The sequence below is a fragment of the Acidobacteriota bacterium genome (assembly GCA_018268895.1).
In the GTDB taxonomy this organism is placed as follows: Bacteria; Acidobacteriota; Terriglobia; order Terriglobales; family Acidobacteriaceae; genus Edaphobacter.
In genome coordinates this window covers 350,162-370,438 of sequence record JAFDVP010000001.1, presented here as the reverse complement: position 1 = coordinate 370,438, position 20,277 = coordinate 350,162, and the positions used below count along the sequence as shown (strand labels likewise).

At 61.1% G+C, this 20,277-nt stretch carries 19 protein-coding genes; 17 read left to right on the top strand and 2 right to left on the bottom strand.

Annotation, left to right across the window (positions count from 1 at the left end; translation table 11 throughout):
• Window positions 1-2 precede the first annotated feature (2 nt).
• Both fliD and JSS95_01615 read right to left on the bottom strand, forming a co-directional pair.
• Window positions 3-1,376 (bottom strand): flagellar filament capping protein FliD, encoded by a 1,374-nt coding sequence (gene fliD, locus JSS95_01620; protein MBS1798503.1) that lies wholly within the window; start codon window positions 1,374-1,376, stop codon window positions 3-5.
• Window positions 1,377-1,538: 162 nt separating this feature from the next.
• On the bottom strand, window positions 1,539-2,387 hold the full coding sequence (locus JSS95_01615; GenBank protein ID MBS1798502.1) for a flagellin: 849 nt from the start codon (window positions 2,385-2,387) through the stop codon (window positions 1,539-1,541).
• Between the two features lie 241 nt (window positions 2,388-2,628).
• Here JSS95_01615 and JSS95_01610 point away from each other — a divergent pair, with 241 nt between their 5' ends.
• The 17 genes from JSS95_01610 (at window position 2,629) to JSS95_01530 (ending at window position 20,277) form a co-directional block, all read left to right on the top strand.
• Window positions 2,629-2,907 (top strand): flagellar FlbD family protein, encoded by a 279-nt coding sequence (locus JSS95_01610; protein MBS1798501.1) that lies wholly within the window; start codon window positions 2,629-2,631, stop codon window positions 2,905-2,907.
• A 33-nt stretch (window positions 2,908-2,940) separates the two neighbouring features.
• The gene (locus tag JSS95_01605; protein MBS1798500.1) at window positions 2,941-3,720 is read left to right on the top strand and encodes a flagellar motor protein; all 780 of its coding nucleotides are present in this window, start codon (window positions 2,941-2,943) and stop codon (window positions 3,718-3,720) included.
• On the top strand, window positions 3,717-4,472 hold the full coding sequence (locus JSS95_01600; protein MBS1798499.1) for an OmpA family protein: 756 nt from the start codon (window positions 3,717-3,719) through the stop codon (window positions 4,470-4,472). The genes JSS95_01605 and JSS95_01600 overlap by 4 nt, the downstream gene beginning before the upstream one ends.
• Before the next feature lie 64 nt (window positions 4,473-4,536).
• Window positions 4,537-4,905: a hypothetical protein gene (locus tag JSS95_01595; GenBank protein MBS1798498.1), complete on the top strand. Its 369-nt coding sequence runs from the start codon at window positions 4,537-4,539 to the stop codon at window positions 4,903-4,905.
• A gap of 238 nt (window positions 4,906-5,143) precedes the next feature.
• Complete coding sequence (locus tag JSS95_01590) at window positions 5,144-6,412, top strand: hypothetical protein (GenBank protein MBS1798497.1); 1,269 nt, start codon at window positions 5,144-5,146, stop codon at window positions 6,410-6,412.
• A 106-nt stretch (window positions 6,413-6,518) separates the two neighbouring features.
• Window positions 6,519-7,145 carry a non-canonical purine NTP pyrophosphatase gene (locus JSS95_01585; protein MBS1798496.1) on the top strand — a complete coding sequence of 209 codons (627 nt, stop codon included), beginning with the start codon at window positions 6,519-6,521 and terminating at the stop codon, window positions 7,143-7,145.
• A gap of 148 nt (window positions 7,146-7,293) precedes the next feature.
• A complete protein-coding gene (locus tag JSS95_01580; protein ID MBS1798495.1) occupies window positions 7,294-8,103 on the top strand; it encodes a succinate dehydrogenase in 810 nt (269 codons plus the stop codon).
• A 101-nt stretch (window positions 8,104-8,204) separates the two neighbouring features.
• Window positions 8,205-8,498 (top strand): hypothetical protein, encoded by a 294-nt coding sequence (locus JSS95_01575; GenBank protein MBS1798494.1) that lies wholly within the window; start codon window positions 8,205-8,207, stop codon window positions 8,496-8,498.
• Window positions 8,499-8,535: 37 nt separating this feature from the next.
• Entirely contained in the window at window positions 8,536-10,311 is a 1,776-nt protein-coding gene (gene sdhA, locus JSS95_01570; GenBank protein ID MBS1798493.1) for a succinate dehydrogenase flavoprotein subunit, read from the top strand.
• A 145-nt stretch (window positions 10,312-10,456) separates the two neighbouring features.
• A complete protein-coding gene (locus tag JSS95_01565) occupies window positions 10,457-10,669 on the top strand; it encodes a hypothetical protein (GenBank protein MBS1798492.1) in 213 nt (70 codons plus the stop codon).
• Window positions 10,670-10,721: 52 nt separating this feature from the next.
• Complete coding sequence (locus JSS95_01560; protein MBS1798491.1) at window positions 10,722-11,717, top strand: acyltransferase; 996 nt, start codon at window positions 10,722-10,724, stop codon at window positions 11,715-11,717.
• A 23-nt stretch (window positions 11,718-11,740) separates the two neighbouring features.
• Entirely contained in the window at window positions 11,741-12,502 is a 762-nt protein-coding gene (gene sdhB / locus JSS95_01555; GenBank protein MBS1798490.1) for a succinate dehydrogenase iron-sulfur subunit, read from the top strand.
• A gap of 306 nt (window positions 12,503-12,808) precedes the next feature.
• The gene (locus JSS95_01550) at window positions 12,809-13,399 is read left to right on the top strand and encodes a ribosome maturation factor RimP (GenBank protein ID MBS1798489.1); all 591 of its coding nucleotides are present in this window, start codon (window positions 12,809-12,811) and stop codon (window positions 13,397-13,399) included.
• 114 nt (window positions 13,400-13,513) lie between these two features.
• Complete coding sequence (gene nusA, locus JSS95_01545; protein MBS1798488.1) at window positions 13,514-15,094, top strand: transcription termination/antitermination protein NusA; 1,581 nt, start codon at window positions 13,514-13,516, stop codon at window positions 15,092-15,094.
• 128 nt (window positions 15,095-15,222) lie between these two features.
• Window positions 15,223-18,276 (top strand): translation initiation factor IF-2, encoded by a 3,054-nt coding sequence (gene infB / locus JSS95_01540; protein ID MBS1798487.1) that lies wholly within the window; start codon window positions 15,223-15,225, stop codon window positions 18,274-18,276.
• A 138-nt stretch (window positions 18,277-18,414) separates the two neighbouring features.
• A complete protein-coding gene (locus JSS95_01535; GenBank protein MBS1798486.1) occupies window positions 18,415-19,482 on the top strand; it encodes an SMP-30/gluconolactonase/LRE family protein in 1,068 nt (355 codons plus the stop codon).
• Between the two features lie 57 nt (window positions 19,483-19,539).
• A complete protein-coding gene (locus tag JSS95_01530; GenBank protein MBS1798485.1) occupies window positions 19,540-20,277 on the top strand; it encodes a 3-oxoacyl-ACP reductase FabG in 738 nt (245 codons plus the stop codon).

Below are 20,277 nucleotides of genomic sequence, written 5' to 3'. Positions count from 1 at the left end.
CCTTATCCGTTCGATTTGCTATAGCCCGTCACAGCGTTGTACATCTGGTCGATCTGGTTCAGTTGATCGGGAAGCGATTGCAAAATCTGGTTAGCCGCATCGAGCTGCGTCGTCAGGCGTGCCTTATCGGTAGCAATTCGCGTCTCCTGGTTGGCGATGCTGTTGTTCAATGCCGTCTCCTGCGCCGAGTTTTGCTGCAACGCAAGATAGATCGCCCCGGATGTGAACGTGCTGCTCAGCCCGTTGAGCGCTTTCGTCATGGTCTGGCCAAAGCTGCCAACGTTTTGCAGAAACCCTTCAACGTCTGAAAAATTCGAGTTGAGCGATGCCTCCAGGTTGCCGGTATTCAATGTCAGCTTTCCATCCTGGCCGACCGACAGGCCCAACTGTGACAGGTTGTTGATTGCTCCGCTCGCAGCACCGCCAAGCAGGGCCGATGTCAACTGGTTCTGAATCAGCGCTAACGTCGGATCGCCATAGAGAGGCTGCGCGTTTCCGTTGGCGTCCTTGCCTTCTTGAGTCTTGATATCGGTTACGACCGCGTTATACGCCGTTACAAACGAGTTCATCGCCTGCGCGATGGAGTTGTTGTCATTCGTAATCTGGACCTGTACTGGCTGCGACGCTCCAGAGGCCGCAAGCAGCTGGAACGTGACGCCGGGGATAACATCGGAGACCGTATTGGATGCAGTCGTCACATCGAGTCCATCCACATTCAGGCTCGCGTCCTTGCCTGGCTGCCCTTGCTGAAACGAAACGGCATTCCCCGCCGTCGTATCCGACAGCGACGAGGCAAGCGTAATCTGTCCCGCGGCGCCGCTGGTTGCACTCACCAGTGAAAGGCGCGAGCCGCTGGTGTCTTTGATAACACTTGCGCGAACTCCCAGTGACGCCCCATTGATTGCAGCGGCAAGCGATGCCAGCGTATTGCTGCCGCTATCGACGGTAATGCTTTGCGAAGCTCCGCTACCAACCTGAATCGTCAGAGTTCCGCTCAGCGTATCGCCCGGGTTGGCAATTGCCCCCGAGTACGTGGAAGACGTCTGCGCAAGAGAATTGACAATGATCGAGTGGCTCCCGGCACTCGCAACCGGTGTAGCCGAGCTAAGTGCGACAACATTCGTGTCCGAACTGGACCCTTGTTTCGAGGCAAAGATGCCACTAAAGTCGGTCAGCGACTGGAGAGAAGATGACAGCGTCGAGAGGTCTGTTCCCAGTGTGCTCAGCGCTGTGTCCTGCGCCTTAAGTGCGGTCAGTTGGTTCTTCCAGGGCGTCTCCACCGCCTGCTCGATGGCAATAATTTGAGAGACTGTCGAAGCAACATCGATGCCTTGTCCACTGGTGATCGACCCAAAGTTCAACCCGACAGTGCTCATCTACAACCTCCCTGAAGCCTGCAATCCTGCGAATGCAACTGCATCGCCAAATCCAGCGATACAAAGATGAGACATCTCTTAACTCAAACCTGGAGCTAACGGGAACGGGCTGCGAACGAAGTGACCCTCGCTCGCAGCCATTCTCCCTATATCAACGGCAGACTACTGAAGCAGCTTGAGAACGTCCTGCTGAACGGCATTGGCCTGCGAGAGCGCCGCGATACCGGTCTGGCTGAGCACCTTGTACTTGGCCATGTCGCTGGTCGCCTGGCCGAAGTTCGTCGCGCGGATGTTGTTCTCCGCCGACTGGAGGTTTACCGACTGTGAGTTCGCCACATTCGAAGCTGCGTTGAGCTGGTTGATATTGGCTCCGATTGTGCCGCGCTGGTACGCGACATTCTGAACCGCCGAGGTCAGAGTGGTCAGAATGGCTGTGGCTGTGGCGGAGGTGAGTGCTGCGTTGGTTGTCAGATCGGCACCTGCGCCGGCGGATGTGGTTCCGACGCTCGCCTTGGTCAGCACGCCAATCTTCTCGCTGAATGTGCTGGCGCCCGAAGCGGTTCCATCGCTGACGAACACCGTTACCGGAGTCGCGGTAAATACGCTCTGGCCGTTGTAGTTCGTCGTCGATCCGATATTCGCGATCTCGGTCAGAATGTTCTGGTACTCCTGGTCGGCCGAGCTGACCTGGTTGGTGTTCAGCGTGCCGTTGGCTGCTTCCGTCGCCAGCGTAATGGCGCGGTTGAGCAGGTTGGTCACCTGCGACAGGGCGCCATCGGCGGTCTGCAGCAGGCCGACACCGGCGCTGGCGTTCTGCGATGACTGCGTCAATGCAGCGACGTTGGCGTGAAGACCGTCGGCCAGAGCCAGGCCAGCAGCATCATCCGCGCCGCTATTGATGCGCGAACCGGAGGAGAGCTGCGTAAGTGTGTTCTGCAGACTCGCCTGTGTCTGATTCAGGTTGGTCTGCGCGTAGATTGCTGAGATGTTGTTCAATACACCCAAGGACATTGGGGAACGCTCCTCTATCACTCGATTTGAGTTACCGCACTGCCTGTCCCTAGCGATCCAGACCTTGGTTGCCCCTCGGTCCGTCCGGCCTCGCGAAAGGCGTTGCGTTCTCCAACCTCATCGGCCCTCCACGCGGCGACTTGAGCGCGTCTGCATTTCTTCGCATTACCTCGGGACCAAGAGCCCTTCCTCTATTGCTGCACCTCAATTGTGTCGATGAAAGCCATGAGAGGTACATTTCATGATCGAACTCACGCGCCTGAACGGCAGCAGGCTCAGCATCAATTGCGATCTCATCAAGCACGCCGAGTCGGCGCCCGACACAGTGCTCACGTTGGTCACCGGCGAAAAACTGGTCGTACTCGAGCCGCGAAGCGAAGTTCTGCGCCGCACCCTCGACTACCGCGCCCAAATCCTGCGCACTGCCTGGCCTGAGGCAGCGTCGGCCCTCAGCGCCTGTGCAGCGCGTGAGGCGCAGGAAACCATCTCCAGCCAGAATCAACTGGCCACCAACGTTTAGCTTTTCTCATTCGTTTTACATAGAGGACGTTATATGGACATCGCCAGCATCGGTGGCATCATCGTCGCCATCCTCGGCATTCTCGCCGGCATGATGATCGAAGGCGGCAGCATCTCGCAGATCACGCAGCCCACGGCCGCGCTGATCGTCGTCGGCGGAACCATGGGCGCCGTCATGCTGCAATTCCCGCTGAATATCTTCCTGGCTGCACTGCAGCGCATTGCCAAGGTCTTCTTTTCGGGAACCTCCGACGGTGAGGCTGTACTCAAACAGCTCGTCCAGTTCGCCAATAAAGCACGCAAGAGCGGTATCGTCTCGCTCGACCAGGACCTCGCCTCCATCGATGACCCTTTTCTCAAGCAGGCGCTGATGCTCGCTGTCGACGGAACCGAACCCACCGAGGTCCGCAAGATCATGCAGATGGAGATCGACAACAAGACCGAGATGGAAGAGAAGATTCCACAAGTCTTCGAAGCCGCCGGCGGCTATTCACCAACAGTCGGGATCATCGGAGCCGTCCTCGGCCTCATCCAGGTGATGCAGCATCTCGACAACATCACCGAGGTTGGCCGCGGCATTGCCGTCGCCTTCGTCGCCACCATCTACGGCGTCGCCCTCGCAAACCTCGTCTTTCTCCCGGCCGCGGGCAAGCTCAAGATTCGCCACCGCGAAGATCAGATGATCAAAGAAATGATGCTAGAAGGCGTCGTCTCCATCCTCGAGGGAATGAACCCGCGCATGATGGAGACCAAGCTGAGGACCTTCCTCTTTGAAGACAAACCAGCAAGCAGCACAGCGGAGGCCGCAGCGTGAGTCGAAAGAAAAAGCACGAGCACGTCAACCACGAGCGATGGCTCGTCTCTTATGCCGACTTCATCACACTGCTCTTCGCCTTCTTCGTCGTCCTCTTCGCCTCAAGCCAGGCTGACAAGAAGAAGCAAAGCCAGGTTGCAGCCGCTATGCAGAGCGCCTTCACGCCGCTTGGCAGCTTCGAGTCGCACTCGAAGACCCCTCCGATCGCCGACAGAAGCACACCACAAGCCGTCACAAAACCGGCGGCAATGCCCCTTCCCTTTCCACCCGCCGGAAGCACGCATCTGGAAGAGACGCAGGCCCGCATCGACAACCTGCTTCGCGCGCAGACCGCCGGCGGAGGTATCCCGCCCGGCAGCGTCACCACGCGCATAACGCCGGAAGGCCTCGTCATCTCTCTGCATGAAATAGGCTTCTTCGCCTCCGGCTCCGCCGAGGTGCGCCCCGCGGCCATCGCTACGCTCTCCGCGCTCGCAGCATTGCTGCCCGACGCTCCCCTTCGTGTCGAGGGGCACACCGACAACGTGCCCATTCACACCTCGCAGTACGCCACCAACTGGGAGCTATCGACCGCTCGCGCCAGCGCCATCGCGCGGCTTCTACTGGAGCGCGGCAGCATCACGCCCGCGAACCTCGCAGCCGCAGGCTACGCCGAGTTTCACCCCGTGGCCTCAAACACCACCGAAGACGGCCGCAGCAGGAACCGCCGCGTCGACATCATCCTTTTGCGAGACCGAGCACCTTCACAATGACGCGCTTCGATCGCTGCCAGTAATCGCTTTCAAGTCCCCAAAAGGATTACACTGTTGAGAGACGATGAGACGGACACTCTCCACCTTCGTTGCGACGGTCTGCCTGCTGGCCCTGTTTGTCGGTTCAGCGGCGTGTCTCGATCTGCCTGTGATGCAGGCCATGGCAGCGTCTGTGGCCGCGCACACAATCACTACGCCTGAACATGAGTGCTGCCCCACTAAGGGTGACAGCGGGATGCACACATCCATCTCGTGCTGCACGGTACATCATCAGTCCGTCATCGCAACCGCTGCTACTTCTCTGGACACTTCCCTCGATGTGAGCCCTGCTGTCCTTCCGGAGATTCACCTCGCCGGTGCGGCAGTTGCTCCGCCTTCCAACGGCAAGACCGGGCCTCCGCTACGGCGTCCCGCTACCAAACTCCGAATCTGATCACTCTCCTTCGCTGAAGACCCGCTTGCCTTCGCATGTGCATCGTCACGTGTCGAAATCGGCACATCTTTTCCCTCAGCTTCAGGAGAATTCTCAAGTGATACCCCGCAGTCGATTCAATCGTCTTGCCCTGCCCGTACTTTGCCTCTTCCTCAGCAGCTTCGCGCAAGGCCAGCAGCAGCACAATCACGACATGGCCGGTATGGACATGTCCTCGATGCAGCACGACCACAGCTCCATGAACATGGAGTCGAAGCCGGGCATGATGATGATGCGCCAGCCTACCAACCTCATCGAATCGCAGCTCAACCACCTCACCTCCGGCACCAGCTCCGAGCCCGCATCCACCCCGATGTACATGATGATGGGCCACCACGGCGCATGGATGTGGATGCTGCACGGCGAGGCCTTCGTCACCGACATCCAGCAGAAGGCCGCCTCCACCCCTCAGGGCGAACGCGGCGGAGACAAACTCTTCTCCACCAACTGGATCATGCCCATGGCCATGCGCCGCCTCGGCCCCGGCCAACTCACCCTGCGCACCATGTTCTCGCTCGAGCCCGCGACGGTCACCGGCCGCCAGTACCCTCTGCTCTTCCAGCAGGGCGAGACCGCATTCGGCACCCCCATCATCGACGGCCAGCACCCGCACAACTTCTTTATGGAGGTCGCCGCGCTCTACGACATCAAGCTGAGCGAGCGCACGCTGCTGAGCTTCTACGTCGCCCCCATCGGCGACCCCGCGATCGGACCGGCCGCGTTTCCGCATCGCATGTCGGCGTCTGAAAATCCGCTCGCAGCCATTGGCCATCATCAGGAAGACTCCACGCACATCGCCTATAGCGTGCTCACCGCCGGCCTCACATGGCGAGGGCTCCGCGTCGAAGGCTCGGGCTTCCACGGCGGCGAACCGGGAGAGGCCCGCTGGCAGTTCCAGCCCTTGGCCAACGGCCTCGCTATCGACAGCTACTCCACGCGCGTGACCTTCGCTCCAACCGCAAACTGGAGCGCGCAGTACTCCATCGCGCACATCACAAGCCCCGAGGCGCTCGGGCACGACGACCAGCAGCGTCAGACAGCCTCAATCATGTACAACCGGCCCTTCGGCCCTCGCGACGCCGATGGCTTTTCCTCCGGCAACTGGTCGAACACGCTCATCTGGGGACGCACCAAATCTCACGGCAGGATGAACAGCTACCTCGCCGAGTCGCTGCTCAAGTTCTCGAGCAAGAACTACGTGTGGACGCGCATCGAAAACGCCGCGCGCTCCAGCGAACTTCTGCTCACCCCCGGCACCACGCCGCCTCCGGGCTTTGAAGAAGAACCCATCGGGCACGCCGCATCCTTCAGCTTCGGCTACGACCGCGACTTCCACCTCGGCCGCCACATCGCCGCCGCCCCCGGAGCACAGTTCACAACCTACGTCACCCCGCAGGCGCTCAAACCCGCCTACGGCAACCACCCCTGGGGAGTCGCCGCCTTCGTCCGCTTCCGCATCGCCAAATGAAGTGCACTCTCAGTGCAAAACCGGGTGCCCCATTCATGGCGCAGTTTTATCGCGGCATGAGTGGGCATTCGCGCAAAGCGCGAACCGCTTTACCCTAAGGGGAACCATGACTCTCTACATAGCAACCTCCAACCCCGGCAAGCTGCGCGACTTCGCCGCCGCCAACACCCATCACATCCCCATCGAGTCTCTGCCGAACCTCGCCAGCATCGCCCCTCCGCCCGAGGACGAGCCCAGCTTCGCAGGCAACGCCCGCTGCAAGGCCATCTACTACTCGCGGCTCGCTCCCGATGCCATCGTCATCGCCGACGACTCCGGACTCGAGGCCGACGCGCTTCATGGCGCTCCAGGCGTCCGCTCCGCCCGTTACGCCGACGACCTCGGCGTTCAAACCGGAAGCGATCTCCCTCTCGACGAGCGCAACAACCTCTGCCTGCTGCAAGCTCTCATCAAAATGCCGCGGCCCGATCGCACTGGCCGATACCGTTGCGTCCTCTCGGCAGCACGCAACGGCGAGGTCATCGCCGAGGGCGACGGCTCTGTCGAAGGACTCATCCTCGCCTCACCACGCGGAGCCGGCGGCTTCGGCTACGATCCCCTCTTCTACCTGCCCGCCCTCGACAAAACCATGGCCGAGATCGACGCAGCCACAAAACTCACCCTCAGCCATCGCGGGCGCGCTTTCCGCGAGTTGATCGACGCTCTCAACAAACTCGGCCTGATTCAGTCGTAAATCGAAAACGCAGAAATTCGCACAAGTCCAGCGATAACCGCACATAACACCGTTGATTTCTTGACGCTGGCATCTGCGGGGCGGAATAATCAGCCTGCTGCGGAATTCCCGCACCACGCACTTCCACCGATCCTCGAAGGAGTTACCCATGGCAACTGCCGCGCCGCCATCCCCCCCCGCCCCCACGCCCCTGGGAATCAAAGGGGGCGTGCAGCCGCTCCGGGCAGGCCAGGGGCATTCATATTTCTGGCGTAAGCTGCATTCGCTCACCGGCATCGTGCCCATCGGCGCCTTCCTGATCGAGCACATCGTCTCCAACTTCGAGGCCCTCAACGGCCCGCTCGCCTACGCGCAGCAGGTCAAGTTCCTCAACAGCCTGCCTTTAGTGCGTGTTCTGGAGTGGGGACTGATCTTCATCCCGCTGGCCTATCACGCCCTCTACGGCGTCTTCATCGCCGTCCGCGGACGCAACAACGTCAACGTCTACCCGTGGGCCGGAAACTGGATGTATCTCTCGCAGCGCGTCACCGGAATCATCGCGCTCCTCTATATAGTCCAGCACCTCTACCGGCAGCGCTTCACCGGAGTCATGCTCCCCGAGCACCCCGGCGCGGCCTTCGCCAAAGTCCAGCACGAACTCTCGAACCCCTGGATGCTCGCCATCTACGTCATCGCCATGATCGCCACCACCTGGCACTTCAGCTACGGCGTCTGGCTCTTCGCCGCCAAGTGGGGCATCACCCCCGGCGAGAAAGCCCGCAAGACCTTCGGCTACGTCTGCGCCGTCGTCGGAATCGCGCTCTGCCTGATGGGACTCGCCAGCATGTACGCCTTCGTCGGCATGGACAAGTACAAGAACGCGCCAGAAGACGTAATGCCTGAAACGACGATGTCAGCTCCTGCGGCCTCCGCGCCTGCACCCGTACCGGCAGTCGCCACCGTCGCATATTCGAAATAGTTTTGTTAAGGGCACGGCTTCAGCCGTGCCGCTAGACTTCACAGAAATTCCGGGCCTACTCCTGAATTTCCCAACCAGCCGTAAGTCAGATCAACGAGACGATGACCATACTCGACAAAATCTGGATAACCTGCTTTGGGCTGGGAATGGTTTTATGCTTTTGCAGCGTCATCATTACAAATCTAGCAGTGCAGAAGATGCGTGGTGTTCTCAACAGCAATAGAACACCGGGAGATCAACTTCGCTGGCATGACGCAATTCAGTTTGTCGGACAAAGTGTAATCGACATGTATCGTGCGGCTTATCCCGACGGACCGTTTTATCGCAATCTCGTTATTGGCTATTACACCTTAGGAATCGGCATCGTGTTGATGATCGGCAGCGCATTGCTGTGAAATTTACCTAACCCGCTAAGTAAAAGGGAAGAACTCAATGGCAGCAGCAACTCCCAGAATCATCGTCGTAGGCGGAGGCCTCGCCGGCCTCTCGGCCGTCATCAAGATCGCCGAAGCCGGCGGCAAGGTCGACCTCTTCTCCATCGTCCCGGTCAAGCGTTCGCACTCCGTCTGCGCGCAGGGCGGCATCAACTCCGCCAAGAACCTGAAGGGCGAGGGCGACAGCGCCTGGGCGCACTTCGACGACACCGTCTACGGCGGCGACTTCCTCGCCAACCAGACCCCCGTCAAGCAGATGTGCGAGCAGGGCCCCGCCATCATCGACCTGCTCGACCGCATGGGCGTGCCCTTTAACCGCACCCCCGAGGGCCTGCTTGACTTCCGGCGCTTTGGTGGAACGCTGTTCCACCGCACGGCCTTCGCCGGAGCCACCACCGGCCAGCAGCTTCTCTACGCGCTCGACGAACAGGTGCGCCGCTTCGAGTCCGAGGGCAAGGTGACCAAGTACGAGGGCTGGGAGTTCCTCTCCGCCGTGCTCGGCTCCAAAGGCGAGTGCCGCGGCATCTGCGCCATGGACCTCCGCACCATGGAGGTCCGCACCTTCCCCGCCGACGCCATCATCGTCTGCACCGGCGGCAACGGAGCCATCTTCGGCAAATCCACCAACTCCGTCGTCTGCACCGGCTCCGCGCAGTCCGCGCTCTATCAGCAGGGCGCCTACTACGCCAACGGCGAGTTCATCCAGGTTCACCCCACCGCCATCCCCGGTGAAGACAAGTTGCGCCTCATGTCCGAATCAGCCCGCGGCGAAGGCGGTCGCGTCTGGGTGCCCAAGGACAAGAACGACAAGCGCGCCCCCGAGTCCATCCCCGAGTCCGACCGCTGGTACTTCCTCGAGGAGTGGTACCCCAAGTACGGCAACCTCGTTCCCCGCGACGTCGCCACCCGCGCTATCTTCAAGGTGGTCTACGAGCACGGCATGGGCATCGACGGTCAGCCGCAGGTCTACCTCGACGTCTCGCACCTGCCGCCGGAGCGCCAGCACAAGCTCGAAGGCATCCTCGAGATCTACGAGAAGTTCGTCGGCGACGACCCCCGCAAGGTGCCGATGAAGATCTTCCCCGGCATGCACTACACCATGGGTGGACTCTGGGTGGACTTCAACCAGCAGACCAACATCCCCGGCGTCTTCGCAGCCGGAGAAGCAGATTATTCGATTCATGGCGCCAACCGTCTCGGAGCCAACTCGCTCCTCTCCTGCATCTACGGCGGCTTCGTTGCCGGCCCGCAGGCCCTGCAGTACGCCAAGGCCCTTCCTGCACCCGAGGGCGACGGCGGCCACGCAGCCGAGCTCCAGCGCCAGAAGGAGGCCAACAACATCCTCCTCAACAACCCCGGCACGGAGAACCCGTTCCGCATCTGGCGCGAGCTTGGCGACACCATGACCAAGCACGCGACGATCATCCGCTACAACGCCGGGCTCGCAGAGGCCGACGCCAAGATCGTCGAGTTGCAACAGCGTTATCGCAACATCAACCTCTCGGACAAGAGCCAGTGGGCCAATACCAGCTTCGCCTTCGCCCGCCAGCTCTACAACATGCTCGAGCTCGCCCGCGTCATCGTGCAAGGCGCGCGTCTGCGCGACGAGAGCCGCGGCGCCCACTTCAAGCCGGACTTCCCCGAGCGCAACGACGAGAAGTTCCTCAAGACCACCAAGGCCAGCTTCGTCAACGACCAGCCGAAGTTCGAGTTCGAGGACGTGGACATCAGCCACATCAAGCCGCGCCCACGCCGTTACGACGCCACGGCATAACCCTTGTTACGGCATAACCCGTTTTGTCATTCCGTAGCGAAGCGAAGGAATCTGCTTTTAGCCTGAATCTGCTTTTAGCCTGAATCCGGAAGAAATTCGATGCCGCTGAGTATCCTCACAACCCGCAGCCGCCGTCATACAGCGTATGACGTACGCGACATCGAACATCTTCGTCTTCGTCGTGCTTCCGTTGATCTTCCTTGCGATCTGGGGGTATGTCTTCCTGTACAACCGCAACGTGAAGAAGAGAATCCAGCAGATCGCCGGACCTGGCCGTCACCTGACCAGCGAAGAGGCCGGCATCTCTGCCGTAACGCTGGAGAACGAGCGGGCCGGGAAGACGGGAAGCATCTTCTAACTCTCGCCGGCGAGAACAGTCTCTCGCCCGAGCCGTGGGAGATGCCTGCTCGATGAGACGTGAGAACAACTTCGACATCATCCGGCTGCTGCTCGCCGCGGTTGTGGTCTTCTTCCACATCGGCCACGTCAGCGGAGCGCCGATCTTCGATCCTCTGCCCCGCTACTTCAGCGGACACCTCGCCGTCGAAGGCTTCTTCGCCATCTCCGGTTTCCTCATCTTCGCCAGTTGGGAGCGCGCCTCGTCCCTGCGCGACTACATCATCAAACGCGCCGCCCGCATCCTGCCGGGTTACTGGGTCGCCACCGCGCTCTGCCTCGCTATAGCGTTTTCTTACGGCAGCTTTCACGTTGCCCGCTTCCTCTTCGCGAACCTGACCTTCGCCACCTTCCTCAGCGGCACCATACCCGGCGTCTTCCCCAACAACCCCACACCAGTTCTCAACGGCGCGCTCTGGACCATCAAGATCGAAGTCATGTTCTACATCGCCGTCCCGGCGATCGTCTGGCTCTGCCGCCGGCTCAATCGCGACGCCGTGCTGTGGACGCTCTTCGCGCTCTCGATCATCTATCGCGTCGCCATGGCCAACCACGAGACGCTGGCCGTGCAGCTACCCGGCCAGCTCTCCTTCTTCATGATCGGCGCGCTCATCCACTACCACCTCAAGTGGTTTGAGGCGAACGGCAAATGGATCACCGCCGCAGCCGCCCTCATGTTTGTCGCGCACAGCATCACCGGATGGTTCATTCTGCGCCCGGCAGCCGTCGCTACGCTCACGCTCAGCGCATCGCTTCTACTGCCCGTCGTCAAAGGCCCAACGCGCTGGGGCGACTTCTCCTACGGCACCTACGTCCTGCACTGGCCCATCATCCAGATCGTCGTCGCCACCGGCCTCTACGCCACACGCCCCTGGGCGGCCATGCTTGTTACTCTGCTGGCCGTCGCCGTCGGAGCCGCCCTCTCGTGGTTCATCGTAGAAAAGCCATCGCTCGCACTCGCACATTCAAGGCGGATCAAGACACCCTATCCCGCCGTCACACCCAGTTAAGCTGTAGCCAAGGAAAAACGACCATGCCAAGCACAATCAAAGTCGAGATCAAGCGCCAGTCCAGCCCCGACGCTGCCCCTGTCACCGAGAAGTTCGAGATCCCCTATCGCCCCGGCATGAACATCACCTCGCTGCTTGGCGAGATCGCGCTCAACCCGGTCGATGTCACCGGAAAGCAGACGACGCCGGTGACCTACGACTCGAACTGCCTGGAAGAGATCTGCGGCTCCTGCGCCATGCTCATCAACGGCAAGGCCAGCATGGCCTGCTCCGCCCTGGTCGACAAGCTCACCGGCCCCAACAAGGACCAAGCCATCACGCTGGCGCCGCTCTCGAAGTTCCCCATTGTCCGCGACCTCGCCGTCGACCGTTCCGTCCTCTTCGAGAACCTCAAGAAGGTCAAGGCCTGGGTGCCCATCGACGGTTCGTATGACCTCGGCTCCGGCCCCCGCCAGGCCCCTCAGATTCAGGAGCAGCGCTACCCGCTCTCCAACTGCATCTCCTGCTGCTGCTGCATGGAGGTCTGCCCGCAGTTCAACCTCTCCACCAGCTTCGTCGGAGCGGCTACCATCGCCCAGGCCAAGCTCTTCAACATCGACCCCTCCGGCTCCGTGCTCAAGGAAGAACGCCTGCGAGCGCTCTCCGGAGACGGCGGCATCCAGGAGTGCAGCTTCGCCCAGAACTGCGTAATGACCTGCCCCAAGGAACTCCCCCTGACCGAGGCCATCAGCGATATGGGCCGCGACGTCTTCATTCAGCAGGTCAAAGACCTCTTTACGCGGTAGGGAGATCGTCGAGCCCAAGAAACTAAGGCCCAGCCATTGCGGCTGGGCCTTCCCCGTACTCCATCCACGCCAGTCTGAGATCTACGCCACCTGAACCATGAGCGATTGGCCGGGCATTTGTAATGCCTGCAAAGTGGATGTATCATACGGATTGCAGCGTTTTTTCCGTTGTCCAGGTAAGGCCGTGACCGCACCGGCAAAAGGACGGAAGAGATGAGTGGGCCACAGCCCACTTTTTATTTGCTCTGAAAACAGGCCTCAAACTACGTCGTTTGAGGCGCAACGCAGACAACAAGAAGTAGAGTTATGGCGCTGAATCTGGACACAATACGGGCAACGGCGGACCGCGTGGCCGCCTCGCACCACCTGGACGTGGTGGACCTTGAGTTTTCGGGCGGGGCGAAGTTTCGCACGCTGCGCATCTTCATTGAGAAGAATGCCGAGGAGCGGGCCAAACTGGCTGCGAAAGCCACTGCCGAAGGAGAGGAAGAGGCCACTTCCCTGCCCAAGGGCGTTCCCGTGGAGATGCTCTCGGGTGTGACCCACGAGGATTGCGCAACGTTTGCGCATGATTTTGGAACGGTACTGGACGTTGAAGACCTGATGCCAGGGGCGGAGTACACGCTTGAGGTTTCTTCACCAGGGCTTGAGCGGAAGCTGCAGAAGCCGGAGGACTATACGCGGTTTACCGGGAGCCTGGTGAAGGTGCAGACCTTCTCGCCGGTAAACAACAACCGGCAGTGGCAGGGGCGGTTGACCAGTTTTGCGGGGAATGTCTTGACGCTGGACCTTTCGGCGGTGAAGCAGAAGGGCAAGGCGAAGAAGGCCATTACGGTGCCGGTGGTGGAGATTCCGCTGGCGAATGTAGAAAAGGCGCACCTGGTGGCGGAGTTCTAGCCTCGGCGCTGCATCAGAGAGATTCAAGAAAGAGATTCAGGCCTGGAAGGGTGAACAGAGCCTTTCAGGACAAGACAACGAGATATCGAAACACGCAGTAGAAGGACGAATGACATGGCAAGTGCTTTGTATCAGTCGATTGAGATCTTGAGCCGGGACAAGGGCATCGACCCCGGTGTAGTCGTAGGCGCCGTAGAAGACGCGATCGCGCTGGCGACGCGCAAGTACTACAAGACACAGGAGAACATGCGCGCCGAGATGGACCGCGAGTCCGGCGAGATCCGCGCCTATGTCTTCAAGACGGTGGTCGAGAGCCCGGAGTTGGTCGAAGACGAGGTGAACCAGCTTACACTCGAGCAGGCGCGCGAGCTTGCGCCCGAGGTCGAGGTGGGCGGAGAGCTGCGCTTCTACAAGGACACGACTCCGCTGGGCCGCATCGCCGCACAGATGGCCAAGCAGGTCATCTTCCAGAAGGTGCGCGAGGCAGAGCGCGACACGGTCTACAACGAGTACAACCACCGCGCGGGCGAGGTGCTGACGGCGACGGTGAAGCGGCTGGAGCCGATGGACGTGATCTTCGACATCGGCAAGGCCGAGGCTAGGATGCCGAAGCGCGAGCAGTCGCGGCTGGAGCAGTTTGCCGTGGGCGAGCGCGTGCGCGTTGTGTTGCTGCGCGTGGACCGCGCGGCCAAGGGGCCGCAGGTGATCGTCTCGCGGGCCTCACCGGTGCTGGTGCAGAACCTGTTCCAGAGCGAAGTTCCGGAGATATACGACAACACGGTGAGCATCAAGGCTATTGCGCGTGAGGCAGGCGAGCGTACCAAGATCGCGGTGCAGTCGCGCGACAAGGACGTTGACCCGGTGGGCGCGTGCGTGGGCATGAAGGGCATGCGTGTGCAGTCGATCATCCGCGAGCTTCGCGGCGAGAAGATCGACATCATCGAGTACTCGGACGAGATCACGACCTTTGCCGAGAAGGCGCTGCAACCGGCGAAGGTGAGCCGCGTCTCGATCACCGACCTGGGCGAGAAGCAGCTCGAGGTGATCGTCGACGACACGCAGCTTTCGCTGGCGATCGGCAAGAAGGGACAGAACGTCCGGCTGGCGGCGAAGCTGCTGCAATGGAAGATCGACATCAAGAGCGAGGAGGAGAAGCGCCAGGAGGTCGAGCAGCAGATGCAGGCCATGGGCGGCGGACCTTCGACTCCGATCGAGCAGGTGACGGAGCTTGGCGAATCGATCCTGGAGAAGCTGATCGCTGCCGGAATCACGACGGTCGAAGCGTTGGCGGACATGACGCCGGAGCAACTGGAGGAAGTCCCGGGCATCGGCGAAAAGACAGTCGAGAAGATCTCGGTCGCCGTGCGCCACTACTTCGGCCAGTACGAAGAGGGCGAAGAGCGTCCGGCTGCGGCAGAAGCTTCAGGCGCGGTAGCGGAAGAGACCTCGCTGGAGAAGACCCCTGAAGAGATTCTTGCGGGTGAGGCTGGCAAAGGCCGCGCCAAAGAGGTCAACTCCTTCTCGACAGAGGACATCGCAGATGCCGAGAACAGGGCATCCGGCTCCGATGCCTTGAGCGAAGCGGATGCGCGCGAAGAGCAGATTGAGCAGGACAACGATACAGTAGACACCCTGGTCGATGAAGCCCAGGAGGTCTCGGACGAAGGTATTGACGACGGAAACGACCGTGGCTAGCCGCAGTCGTTTCTCCGCGCTGCATCGCGGATGCAGCAAAGTCGGTAATAATAGAAGCACCCACAATTCCTACCTCGAAGAGGCTGATATGAGCAGCTAAGGGCGCTAGGGAAGCAAAAAAGGAACGGATGAGCAAAGTTCGAATCAACGATCTGGCACGCGAACTGGAAGTAAAGAGCAAGTCCATTCTGGACGCGCTGACGGCGGTTGGCGTCACAGAAAAGAAGACCCACTCGAGCTCGATCGAGGTCGATGAAGCGGAGAAGGTTCGTGCGTACCTGTCGGGCGGAAGCCGCACGGCCAGTGCACCGAAGCCAGCCGAGACAAAGCTGAAGTTCGATCTCTCAAAGGCGTCAAAACCAGGCGATGCTCTAAAGGCTATTCTCGAACGGAAACAGGCAGAGACGGCGGCAAAGGCCGCTCCTCCTGTGGCTCCGCGTCCGGCGGTTGTGGCTCCTCCTGTAGTGGCTGCGCCTAAGCCAACTGCGCCTGGAACTCCTGTGGTAGCTGCTGTGCCGCCTGTGGCCCCGCAGGGCCCACGCAAGATCGTTCCGCAGCCACGTCCACAGGCGAATATCATCGTTCAGCCAGCCCCCCCCCCGGCGATCGCGAGCAGGCCTCCGGCCGGCCCGGTCATCGCGCGTCCTCCCGTGGCTGTTGTTCCACCGGCTGTTGCGGCCCCTGCTGCACATGAGCGCCCTGCGCTCGTAGTGCCTCCAGCCGCTGCGCCGAAACCTGCACCTGCCGCACCTGAGGTTCCTGTAGCCGCGACGCCAACGCCTGAAGCTCCCACTGCGGAGACTCCGGCCGTACCTGCCGCCGCTGCGCTTGAAGCCCCAACGGCTCCCGCCGCGCCCGCACCTCCGGCACGCCGCGTGATTATGCCGCAGACGGGACCGCGCCCTATCTACACGGCCCCGGCACCTGCGCCGGGAGCGCCTCCGCGCAACCGTCCTATCTTTGAGCGGCCACGTCCGCAGGCTCCCGGTGCTCCGGGAAGCCGTCCCCCATTGTCTCCTGGAGCCCGGCGGCCGATGCACCCGACGCGCACCTTCCCGGGAGGCCCTGGCGGCCCCGGTGGGCGCCCCGGCTTTGGCGGTCCTGGCGGGCCCCGGCCCGGTTTTGGCGCACGTCCTGGATTTGGTGGACCGCGCCCGGGTGCTCCTGGCCTTCTTCCTCCGGGATCAGGCGATGCTCCGGCTGGACGTCCTGTGGGCCGTCCAGCACAACGCCGCGGCGGCGGACAGCGCTACGAGAAGTCCAAAGAAGGCCCGATGAAGGGCTTTGCGCCTCCGCCACGTTTTGGCGGAGCGCAGATTCCGCATGAGCCTTTGCCGATCACCCGCACCATCACCGTGACCGAAGGCATCAGCGTGAAGGATCTCGCCGAGAAGCTGGATATTCGCGGCAAGGATCTCATCGCGACGCTGCTGATGCGGGGCGTCTTCGTTACGGTGAACCAGTCGCTCGACGGCGAGCTGGTGAAGGACGTGGCTCGCCAGTTTGGCGCGGACGCGACCATCATCTCGGTCGAAGAGCAGCTTGAGAATGAGGCGATCGAAGGCTTCCTGGAAGACACGACCGGCATGACCGAGATCGTGCGCTCGCCTGTCGTTACGGTCATGGGCCATGTCGATCACGGTAAGACTTCGCTGCTCGACGCGATCCGCCAGACGGATGTTGCCGCAGGCGAGGCGGGCGGTATCACGCAGCACATCGGCGCCTACAAGGTCCACGTCTCGAAGCCGGACTCACCGGCCTTTGGACGCGAGATCGTCTTCCTCGACACGCCGGGCCACGAGGCCTTCACCCGCATGCGCGCACGCGGCGCAAAGGTCACCGACATCGTCGTTATCGTTGTCGCAGCCGACGATGGTGTGATGCCGCAGACGCTCGAGGCGATCGACCACGCCAAGGCCGCCAACGTAAAGATGATTGTGGCGATCAACAAGATCGACAAGCCGGAAGCCAACCCGGACCGCATCAAGCAGCAGCTCGCAGAGCGCGGATTGCAGCTCGTTGGCTGGGGCGGCGAGGTCGAGTTCGTCGAAGTCTCGGCCAAGAAGCGCATGAACCTCGACAAGCTCGAAGAGATGATCTGCCTGGTGGCCGATGTGAACGAGCAGAAGGCGCAACCCGATCGCCCAGCGGTCGGAACCGTGATCGAGGCCAAGCTGGACCGCGGACGCGGTGCGGTGGCGTCGATCCTGGTGCAGAACGGCACGCTTCGCACGGGCGACAGCTACATCGTCGGCAACACCTTCGGCAAGGTTCGTGCCATGTTCGACGACCGCGGCCGCTCGATCGCCGAAGCCGGTCCCTCGACCCCGGTCGAGATCCTCGGCCTCGAGGCCATCCCGGATGCTGGCGACACCTTCCTTGCCATGGCCGATCGCGACCGTGCCAAGGAGATTGCTCGCTACCGCTCCATGAAGGAACGCGAGGCGCAGCTGGCCAAGAGCTCGCGCGTCTCGCTCGAGGGACTCGCCGAGCAGATCAAGCAGGCCGGAATGAAGGACCTGAACCTGATCCTGAAGGGCGACGTGCAGGGTTCGGTCGAAGTGCTGGCCGACTCGCTCGAGAAGATGTCGACGGAGAAGGTCCGCGTACGCGTGCTTCGCGCGGGCGTCGGAACCATCACCGAGTCCGACGTGCTGCTTGCTTCGGCCTCGAACGCCGTCGTCATCGGCTTCAACGTTCGCCCCGATCGCAAGGCCGCGGAGATCGCCGAGCGCGAGAACGTCGAGATCCGGCTGCACTCGATCATCTACGAGCTGCAGGACGAGATCACCAAGGCGATGTACGGGCTGCTGGAGCCGGTGTTCAAGGAGAACTACCTTGGACGCGCCGAGGTGCTCAACGTCTTCAAGATCACCAAGGTCGGTCAGATTGCGGGCTGCATCGTGCGCGATGGCCTGATCCGGCGCGACGCGCAGGTGAAGGTGATGCGCAATGGCGATGAGATATGGAAGGGCAAGATTGCCTCGCTCAAGCGCTTCAAGGACGATGCGTCCGAGGTCCGGCAGGGTGTCGAGTGCGGTATCGATCTCGGCAACTTCAAGGACATCCAGGTTGGCGACTTCATCGAAGCCTTTACCACCGAGAAGCTGGCCGCAGAACTCGGCCAGACGGCGGCACAGCGAAAGGCCGAGAAAGCCTCGAACGAATCAGTCAACGTATAAAACAGTGAAACTAATACCCTGCTCTCTCCTTGAGAGCAGGGTATTAGTTTTTGACAGAAAATAATCCTTAAAACACACTACACTGCATCTGACGCGAAATCGCCTATAACTTGCGTTGTAGCTTTCGGAGGATTTGTGATGCGTACAGGCAATGCAGTTGCAGCAGGTGTCTTTTGTCTTCTCGCTCTATCAACAGGGTGTAAACGACCTGCGCAGACTGAAACGCCAATCTCGCCTGCACATGTCTCTCAGATCGAACGGCTGGACCCATCGCTGGACGCTTTGATCGACAGCAACAGCACATGGCACCTTATAGCGAACGGCTTTACGTGGGTGGAAGGCCCTGTCTGGATCGCTCCTGGCACGCTGATGTTTGCCGACATTCCAAGCAACAGCATCCGAGAGGTGGGCGCCGACGGCAAGGTCAGCCTATGGCTGCAACCCAGCGGGTATCGCGGAACCGAGCCTTACGGCGGCAAGGAGCCGGGAACGAACGGCATGACGCTCGACAGCAAGGGCCGGCTGACGGTCGCAGGGCACGCCGCGCGAAACATCATGCGGTTTGAGACGATGGACCCGCACGGCGCGGTGACAATTCTGGCCGACAGCTACCAGGGCAAACCGCTGAACAGCCCGAACGATCTCGTCTACGGGCGCGACGGCTCGCTATACTTCACCGATCCTCCGTATGGCCTGCGGACACAATCGGATACCGACCCGGAGAAGAAGCTGAAGGTCAACGGCGTCTATCGCATTCCCGGCGCCGTCAATGTAAAGCCGGGGGCCGCCCCCGAGCGGAGTAAGCTGCAACTGGTCATTAGCGACCTGCCGCGCCCCAACGGTATTGCGTTCTCACCAGATTACAAATGGCTTTATATTGCCGACTCGGGAGCGAAGAAGTGGATGCGCTATACCGTCAAAAAAGACGGAACACTCGAGGCCGGCACACTATTTCTTGACGCATCGGGCGACCATCGTCCCGGCGGCCCCGATGGCATGAAGGTGGACATCCACGGCAATCTCTACTCTTCGGGACCGGGCGGTATCTGGATCATCTCGCCCGAGGGCAAGCACCTTGGAACGATCCTCACGCCGAAGAACGCCTCGAATGTCGCGTGGGGAGGCGATGATGCGATGACTCTCTACGCAACCGTTACCGATTCGGTCTATAGCATTCGCTTGAAGGTTCCGGGATTTCGCCCCTGATTGCCTGTACTCGCCGATGCAACACGCCAAATAATTTTCATCGCATAGGAGAAGTGGATGGCTGAAGTGTCTCTCAGGGGAAAGACGGCGCTGATCACTGGAGGGTCGCGTGGCATTGGCCGGGCCATGGCGCTGGCGTTTGCCTCCAAAGGATGCTCGGTCGCCGTCAACTTTCTCCATGCCAAAGATGAGGCAGCGGCCATCGTCGACGCAATCCGCCAAGGCGATGGACGGGCCATGGCGGTGCAGGCTGACGTCTCCCGCGAAGAAGAGGTCGCGCGCCTGCTCGACGCGGTCACGCACGAGCTTGGCCCCGTCGATCTTCTGGTCAACAATGCTGGAATCAATCCTGGCAAGCCGCTCACTGAACTCAGCCTGGCGGACTGGAACGAGACGATCCAGACGAACCTTACCTCAGCGTTTCTCGTTTCACAGGCTGCAGTGCCGGGAATGCGCGAACGGCGATGGGGGCGGCTGATCTTTCTGTCATCGGTTGCGGCGCAGACCGGCGGCGTGATCGGCCCACACTATGCCGCAAGCAAGGCAGGAATGCTGGGGCTGATGCACAGCTATGCGAGCCTGCTTGCAAAGGAAGGCATTACGTCGAACGCGATCGCACCGGCGCTGGTCGAGACGGACATGATTCGCGGGAAAAAGTCCATTCGTCCCGAGATGATTCCGGTAGGACGCTTCGGCGAAGTGGACGAGATCGCGCGCGCGGCGGTTTTCCTGGCCACAACCGGGTACGTCACCGGTCAGACGATCAATCTGAACGGTGGATGGTACATGAGTTGA

Coding starts and splice junctions, on each gene's coding strand:
- fliD (MBS1798503.1), bottom strand. CDS start 1,376: ATGAGCACTGTCGGGTTGAACTTTGGGTCGATCACCAGTGGACAAGGC.
- JSS95_01615 (MBS1798502.1), bottom strand. CDS start 2,387: ATGTCCTTGGGTGTATTGAACAACATCTCAGCAATCTACGCGCAGACC.
- JSS95_01610 (MBS1798501.1), top strand. CDS start 2,629: ATGATCGAACTCACGCGCCTGAACGGCAGCAGGCTCAGCATCAATTGC.
- JSS95_01605 (MBS1798500.1), top strand. CDS start 2,941: ATGGACATCGCCAGCATCGGTGGCATCATCGTCGCCATCCTCGGCATT.
- JSS95_01595 (MBS1798498.1), top strand. CDS start 4,537: ATGAGACGGACACTCTCCACCTTCGTTGCGACGGTCTGCCTGCTGGCC.
- JSS95_01590 (MBS1798497.1), top strand. CDS start 5,144: ATGAACATGGAGTCGAAGCCGGGCATGATGATGATGCGCCAGCCTACC.
- JSS95_01585 (MBS1798496.1), top strand. CDS start 6,519: ATGACTCTCTACATAGCAACCTCCAACCCCGGCAAGCTGCGCGACTTC.
- JSS95_01580 (MBS1798495.1), top strand. CDS start 7,294: ATGGCAACTGCCGCGCCGCCATCCCCCCCCGCCCCCACGCCCCTGGGA.
- JSS95_01575 (MBS1798494.1), top strand. CDS start 8,205: ATGACCATACTCGACAAAATCTGGATAACCTGCTTTGGGCTGGGAATG.
- sdhA (MBS1798493.1), top strand. CDS start 8,536: ATGGCAGCAGCAACTCCCAGAATCATCGTCGTAGGCGGAGGCCTCGCC.
- JSS95_01565 (MBS1798492.1), top strand. CDS start 10,457: ATGACGTACGCGACATCGAACATCTTCGTCTTCGTCGTGCTTCCGTTG.
- JSS95_01560 (MBS1798491.1), top strand. CDS start 10,722: ATGAGACGTGAGAACAACTTCGACATCATCCGGCTGCTGCTCGCCGCG.
- sdhB (MBS1798490.1), top strand. CDS start 11,741: ATGCCAAGCACAATCAAAGTCGAGATCAAGCGCCAGTCCAGCCCCGAC.
- JSS95_01550 (MBS1798489.1), top strand. CDS start 12,809: ATGGCGCTGAATCTGGACACAATACGGGCAACGGCGGACCGCGTGGCC.
- nusA (MBS1798488.1), top strand. CDS start 13,514: ATGGCAAGTGCTTTGTATCAGTCGATTGAGATCTTGAGCCGGGACAAG.
- infB (MBS1798487.1), top strand. CDS start 15,223: ATGAGCAAAGTTCGAATCAACGATCTGGCACGCGAACTGGAAGTAAAG.
- JSS95_01535 (MBS1798486.1), top strand. CDS start 18,415: ATGCGTACAGGCAATGCAGTTGCAGCAGGTGTCTTTTGTCTTCTCGCT.
- JSS95_01530 (MBS1798485.1), top strand. CDS start 19,540: ATGGCTGAAGTGTCTCTCAGGGGAAAGACGGCGCTGATCACTGGAGGG.